This is a genomic window from Enterococcus sp. DIV1375a (assembly GCF_051712205.1).
GTDB lineage: Bacteria > Bacillota > Bacilli > Lactobacillales > Enterococcaceae > Enterococcus > Enterococcus faecalis.
The window spans coordinates 2,665,806-2,672,500 of sequence record NZ_JBIOOM010000001.1 but is presented as its reverse complement, the minus strand read 5'-3'; the positions used below and the strand labels follow the sequence as shown (position 1 = coordinate 2,672,500).

The 6,695-nt window shown below is 39.5% G+C and carries 5 protein-coding genes (1 of these 5 only partly in view); 4 read left to right on the top strand and 1 reads right to left on the bottom strand.

Annotation, left to right across the window (positions count from 1 at the left end; translation table 11 throughout):
* A protein-coding gene (locus IGJ63_RS12920) for a MurR/RpiR family transcriptional regulator (RefSeq protein WP_002354705.1) crosses the window boundary here: on the bottom strand, window positions 1-727 show its 5' portion. 131 nt of this gene lie to the left of the window's left edge; only the first 727 of its 858 coding nucleotides appear in the window; its start codon is at window positions 725-727; the stop codon falls past the left edge of the window.
* Between the two features lie 145 nt (window positions 728-872).
* Between IGJ63_RS12920 and IGJ63_RS12915 the strand changes: the two genes are divergently transcribed.
* The 4 genes from IGJ63_RS12915 (at window position 873) to IGJ63_RS12900 (ending at window position 6,657) form a co-directional block, all read left to right on the top strand.
* Window positions 873-2,180, top strand: a complete 1,308-nt coding sequence (locus IGJ63_RS12915; protein WP_010710020.1) for a PTS sugar transporter subunit IIC — start codon at window positions 873-875, stop codon at window positions 2,178-2,180.
* The gene (locus tag IGJ63_RS12910; RefSeq protein ID WP_284955260.1) at window positions 2,158-3,387 is read left to right on the top strand and encodes an aminotransferase class I/II-fold pyridoxal phosphate-dependent enzyme; all 1,230 of its coding nucleotides are present in this window, start codon (window positions 2,158-2,160) and stop codon (window positions 3,385-3,387) included. Before IGJ63_RS12915 ends, IGJ63_RS12910 begins: the two co-directional genes overlap by 23 nt.
* A gap of 304 nt (window positions 3,388-3,691) precedes the next feature.
* Window positions 3,692-4,159: a CtsR family transcriptional regulator gene (locus IGJ63_RS12905; protein ID WP_002354715.1), complete on the top strand. Its 468-nt coding sequence runs from the start codon at window positions 3,692-3,694 to the stop codon at window positions 4,157-4,159.
* Between the two features lie 2 nt (window positions 4,160-4,161).
* Entirely contained in the window at window positions 4,162-6,657 is a 2,496-nt protein-coding gene (locus tag IGJ63_RS12900) for an ATP-dependent Clp protease ATP-binding subunit (protein ID WP_002360915.1), read from the top strand.
* Window positions 6,658-6,695: the final 38 nt, after the last annotated feature.

Sequence of the window (6,695 nt, the reverse complement as noted above, 5' to 3'; positions counted from 1 at the left end):
CTTTGAAATCTGCATGTTCAACGTTAGGAATGGGCAAAATCACTGTGGCGTATTTAGCTAATTGGCTGTTCAAGTCTGAAGTAATGGCAATAATCGGGGTGCCTCCTTCTGCAAAAATCCGTGCTTCATTTACGATTTCTGCAGTGTTACCACTGTAAGAGACGAGGATGGCTACGTCATTTTTGGTGGCATTGATGGCTAAATAAAATTGTTCAGCTTGATAAGGGATTAAATGGATAAATAGCTGAATGCGTAATAACTTTGTTTGAAAATCCGTTAAGCGAATGTAGGAGTTACTGACACCCACTGCTAAAATATTTTCAGCGGTTAAAAGTAAATCAATGCTTTTATTTAACATGGCCTCGGTTAATAACTGTTGAGTGGATTGAACGGTTTCAGTCGTTAACTGCGCAATTTTCTTGGCAATTAGTAAATCAGAATCTTGCGCTAAAAAAGGCATATTCGCATCAACATTCCGGATTGCTTGGTAGTGAATTTCTAAGTCGCGGGACAAGCGGATTTTAAATTCTTTGAAACCGCTAGTTTCTGTTTTTTTACACAAACGAACAATCGTGGAAGTTGAAGAGTTGGTGGCTTCTGCTAGTTCATAAATCGACATATGCAGGACTCGTTCAGTATGAGATAAAATAAAATCAATAATTAGCCCTTCGTTATATGTATAGCGTTCTTTTTGTTCTAAACATTCGATTAGATTCAATGGGTTCACCTCTCTGTGGTACTTTGTTTCGCTTTCAGTATACCTTAAGCGTATGAATTATGAAACATAGTTACAGAATCAGTTAGTTGTATTTACATCAGAAAGCGGTTTCTTTATGATGAGGATATCACAAAGGATTAAGGAGAGAAGTGAAATGGATAAGTTAACAAACTGGGTGGAGCAAGCCGTAGTGCCTAAAGTTTCAAGGATTACAAGTTTACGTTATTTTCAAGCCTTAAGAAATGGTTTTTTTGCAATTATGCCGTTAACAATTATTGGGTCGATTTTTATGTTGATTACAGATTTTCCAGTAGCAGGGTATGGCGATTTTATGGCTGGAATTTTCGGTGCAGATTGGGCGGATATGATTTCACCAGCTTATCGAGCGACTTTCAACATGATGGGAATTATTTTTGCCGGGACGATGTCCTATAAATTGGCGGAAAGTTACGAAATGGATCGTTTAACTTCATTAATTTTAGGAATTGTCGCTTACGTAGTCGTTTTACCGAAAACGGTGACCACTGAATCAGGCGAAGTTGTGACGAAAGTTTTATCGTTTGATTGGTTAGGAACGCAAGGGGTGATTACGGCCATTATTATGTCAATTCTTTCGGTTGAGTTGACTCGTTTCTGTATTAAGAAAAAATTAGTCATCAAAATGCCTGAAAGCGTGCCTTCTATGGTGAGCCAAGCTTTTAGTGCATTGATTCCTGGGATTTTTGTGGTAGCGGTGGCTTTATTGATTAATGGGATTGGGCTTTCGTTTGCGGATTCCTTCCCGCAATTAATTTATGCGGTGATTCAAGCGCCACTGCAAGGTTTAATCGGAACCCCTTTTGCAATTATTATTGTGGCTGGCTTAAATGGACTGTTCTGGTGGTTTGGAATTCATCCAACTGTCATCAATTCCATGCTGTATCCTATTTTATATGCGAATGCAGACAAAAACCAAAGCTTAGCGGAATTAGGACAATTAACTGCTCAAAGTGGCAACTTTGGCACGGTCCAAATGCTCGATCAATTTGCCACAATTGGAGGCGCTGGTTGCACGATTGGCTTGGCTATTGCAATGGCCATCGTCGGACATTCGTCTAGAATGAAAGCCATGTCGAAAATTTCGTTTGTTCCAGCATTTTTCAACATTAATGAACCCTTGATTTTTGGACTCCCAGTTATTTTTAACCCTTTATTATTGATTCCGATTGCGGTCGCGCCGATTGTATCGGTCTTGATTGCCTTTCTGTCAATGAAAATTGGGTTCATGCCAATGTTTACAAACATTCAAGCACCATGGGCTACGCCCTTTCTGTTTTCGGGCTTTTTAGTGGGAAAATGGCAAGGTGCAGTGACGCAAGTTTTAGCTGTTGCCGCTAGTGTCGTTATTTATTATCCATTTGTAAAAGCCTTAGATCGACAATATCAAAAAGAAGAAGCCCATGAAGTACCAGAAACATTGTAGAGAAAGAGGAGTGAAGGAAATGCATGTTGAGAATGATGAAAATATTTGCTGTGAAGTGGAAAAAGGAATAGAAAAAATGTATCATCCGATGGTGCCCGAGTTGGTTCAAACCTCTTCCTTTTATTTTCCAACTTACGAAGAATTTATGGCAGCGAGTATGGATGAAAAAAATAATTATGTTTACACACGTGGCACCAACCCCACAACAGAAATTTTAGAGAAAAAAATTGCTCGTTTGGAACGTGGAGAAAAATGTAAAGTTTTTGCCTCAGGAATGGGCGCTATTTCGGCAACGCTGTTTACGTTGCTCCAACAAGGTGATCATGTTTTAATGGTCAATACAATTTATGGAGAATCTGTTTCGTTTGTGCAATATTTAGAGAAATTTGGCGTATCCTTGACCAAAGTAGACGTTGCAGAAACAGAAGAACTTTTTCAATTTGTTCAGGAAAACACCAAAGTCATTTACTTTGAAAGTCCGTCCTCACAAAAGTTTGAACTGCTAGATTTAGAAAAAATAACTGCGTTAGCACAAAAAATTGGCGCATACACTGTCATTGATAACACGTGGGCGTCACCGTTATTTCAGCATCCTTTATGCCATAATGTGGACCTAGTGATTCATTCTTGTTCCAAATATATTGGTGGTCATTCGGATATTGTAGCGGGGGCTGTCATTGGCAAAGCAGCGCTTGTAGATCAAATTTTTGAACATGGTCATCAAGCATTAGGCGCAGTCAATAGTCCCTTCAATTCTTGGTTAGCGTTACGAGGTATTCGTACCATGCCTGTTCGTTTGGCGCATCAGTCTCAAGCCATCCAAACGGTGCTGACGGCTTTGCAAAAGGATTCGCGAATCAGCCGCTTATATCATCCTTTTGTAGGAAATCAACAACAACAAGCGTTAGCAGAAAAATATTTAACAGGTTATGGCTCATTGTTTGCGATTGATTTAAAAGATACCGATTTTGAACGTTTGAAAACATTTGTGAATGCATTGACGCTGGTCACAATTGGGGTCAGTTGGGGTGGCTTTGAAAGTTTGGCTTTGCCTGTATTCAAAGGTAATAACTTGGCGGCTGTTCAGAAAAGAGGCTTGTCGCCAGCGCACATTCGCATGTACGTTGGTTTGGAAGAGCCAACATCTATTATCGAAGATATTCAACAAGCCTTGGATCAAGCCTATGGCGAAGAATCGCTTTTGTGAGACATTAAGATAATCAGCTGAACAAAAGCAACTCCTTCGGAAATAAGCCGAAATTCTCCAAAAATTAAAGAACAATTTTCGGAAATTTCTTCTTATTTCTTGGAGCTAAACACTTTTGTCTCAGCCTCTGTGATTCAATAACATATTTTCAATTTTAGGAGGGGAACTTAAGTCAGTTTGACTGAGGTTGCTCCTCCTATTTTGCATTTTTTTATTAAAGTCAAAGCGTTCCTCTTTATTTAATAGGCAAAGTTCGATATAATAATGGTCAATATTAGTCAAGAGAGAAGAAGGATGGAAGACTATGAGTAATCAAAATACGTCAGATTTAATCGAGGCTTATTTAAAAAAGATTTTAGAAGAAAGTAATAAAATTGAAATCCGTCGGGCGGAAATGGCTAATTTATTTAATTGCGTTCCTTCACAAATTAACTATGTAATTAATACACGTTTTACCATCCAACGAGGCTACGCAGTTGAAAGTAAACGTGGTGGAGGCGGCTATATTCGCATTGTCAAAGTACAAATTTCAGATAACGATCAATTACTAAAACAAATGGATCAATTGATTGGCGCAACCTTAACAGAAAAAGATGCGCTAACATTTATTCAAACATTGTATGAAGAAGAAGTGATTACGAAAAAGGAAGGCAATTTAATGCTAGCTGCTTTAAGTAAAAGCACATTGAATGGTCTGGGAAATCACGAAGATTTTCTAAGAGCTCAAATAATGCGTTCATTTTTAGAGCGCTTGAGCTATGAGGAGGAATAACTATGGATGAACTATTTACAGAAAGTGCGAAAGCCGTACTGGCGATTGCCCAAGAAGAAGCGAAGTATTTTCGTCATCAATCCGTCGGTTCTGAGCATTTATTATTAGCACTCGTTTTAGAACCGAATGGGATTGCCGGAAAAACATTACGACAATTGAATACTGACACAGAAGACATCCGTGAAGAAATTGAGCATTTAAGTGGCTATGGCACCATGCAAAGTCCAATGGGGAATAACAACTTATACTTACCTTATTCACCAAGAGCCAAACAAATCTTTGCCTATGCTGGAGATGAAGCGAAGCGCTTAGGGGCTCAAAAGATTGGTACCGAGCATTTATTATTAGGCTTGTTAAGAGACGAAGAAATTTTAGCGTCTAGAATTTTAGTGAATTTAGGATTAAGCTTATCCAAAATGCGTCAATTATTATTGAAAAAAATGGGCGTTTCCGAACCCAATGGCGCACAACGTCGTCGGAATGGTCAAAATAAAAATACGCCACAAGGGACGCCAACATTGGATTCTTTAGCGAGAGATTTAACCAAGTTAGCACGAGAACAAAGCTTGGATCCAGTAGTTGGTCGCGGTACCGAAGTCCGTCGTTTGATTCAAATTTTGAGTCGTCGTACCAAAAACAATCCTGTCCTAGTCGGTGAACCGGGTGTTGGGAAAACAGCGATAGCAGAAGGCTTAGCCCAGAAAATTGTCAACCGGGAAGTCCCTGAAGATATGCAAGGCAAACGTTTAATGATGCTAGACATGGGTGCCTTGGTTGCTGGAACCAAATATCGAGGTGAGTTCGAAGATCGCTTGAAAAAAGTTGTCGATGAAATTTATCAAGATGGACAAGTCATTTTATTTATCGACGAATTGCATACCTTGATCGGTGCTGGCGGTGCAGAAGGGGCGATTGATGCTTCAAATATTTTAAAACCTGCTTTAGCACGTGGTGAGTTGCAAACAATTGGTGCGACAACTCTGGATGAATACCAAAAATATATTGAAAAAGATGCCGCTTTGGAACGTCGTTTTGCCCGTATTCAAGTAGCAGAACCAACGCCAGAAGAAGCAGAAGAAATTCTAAAAGGCTTGCGTTCACGCTATGAAAAACATCATGGCGTAGAAATTACAGATGAAGCTCTACATGCGGCAGTTCAATTATCGATTCGCTATTTAAATGACCGCCAATTACCAGATAAAGCAATTGATTTAATGGACGAATCTGCAGCAAAAGTTCGTTTAGATAAGGCAGATCAACCTTCAGAAATTAATGAATTGCGTACCGAAATTTCTCAATTAATTACGGAAAAAGAAGAGGCCATTCAAAACCAATCATTTGAAAGTGCCGCTCGGATTCGTCAAAAAGAAAAACAAGTGATGGAAAAACTAGAAGAATTGATTGCAGTGAAAGAAAAAAGTCTGTCTGGTTACAGTACGCAAGTAACAGAAGAAGACGTGGCTGGAGTCGTTTCACAATGGACAGGCGTTCCTTTGCAGCAGCTAGAGAAGAAAGAAAGCGAACGATTGATGGAATTAGAAACCATTTTACATCAACGGGTCGTTGGCCAAAATGAAGCAGTTGAAGCTGTTTCACGCGCTATCCGTCGTGCGCGTAGTGGCTTGAAAGACCCAGCAAGACCGATTGGTTCCTTCATGTTCTTAGGACCAACAGGGGTTGGGAAAACAGAACTTGCCAAAGCCTTAGCCGAAGCGATGTTTGGCAGCGAAGAAGCTTTGATTCGCGTGGACATGTCTGAGTTTATGGAAAAATACAGTACTAGCCGTTTAATCGGTTCTCCTCCAGGTTATGTCGGCTACGAAGAAGGTGGCCAACTAACTGAAAAAATTCGTCAACGTCCTTATTCCGTTATTTTGCTAGATGAAGTAGAAAAAGCCCATCCAGATGTCTTTAATATTTTATTACAAGTCTTAGATGATGGCCATTTAACGGATGCCAAAGGACGAAAAGTCGATTTTCGTAACACGATTTTAATCATGACCTCCAACTTAGGAGCAACAGCGATTCGTGAAGAAAAACATGTCGGCTTCAATGTGAAAGACATTTCTAAAAATCATGAATTAATGCAAAAACGAATCATGGAAGAATTGAAAAAAGCCTTCCGTCCAGAATTCTTAAACCGAATTGATGAAACGGTTGTATTCCATTCCTTGAAACAAGAGGAAATTCATGAAATCGTAAAAATTATGAGTCAATCTGTCGTGAAACGGATGGCCGAACAAGAGGTTAAAGTGAAAATCACACCAGCTGCAATTGAAGTTATTGGTAAAGTCGGGTTTGATCCAGAATATGGCGCACGTCCAATTCGTCGGGCCTTGCAAAAAGAAGTGGAAGATCGTTTAAGTGAAGCCCTTCTTTCCGGTCAAATTCAGTTAGGGGATAAAGTAACCTTAGGTGCTAGCAAAGGCAAAATTACGTTAAATGTGCGGGCACCAAAAGCACCAAAGACAGAAGCGAAAGAATTACAAACTGTATAGATGAGATGCGAAGTCTGGTATAAAAACCATTTAGGGTT

Coding starts and splice junctions, on each gene's coding strand:
- IGJ63_RS12915 (WP_010710020.1), top strand. CDS start 873: ATGGATAAGTTAACAAACTGGGTGGAGCAAGCCGTAGTGCCTAAAGTT.
- IGJ63_RS12910 (WP_284955260.1), top strand. CDS start 2,158: ATGAAGTACCAGAAACATTGTAGAGAAAGAGGAGTGAAGGAAATGCAT.
- IGJ63_RS12905 (WP_002354715.1), top strand. CDS start 3,692: ATGAGTAATCAAAATACGTCAGATTTAATCGAGGCTTATTTAAAAAAG.
- IGJ63_RS12900 (WP_002360915.1), top strand. CDS start 4,162: ATGGATGAACTATTTACAGAAAGTGCGAAAGCCGTACTGGCGATTGCC.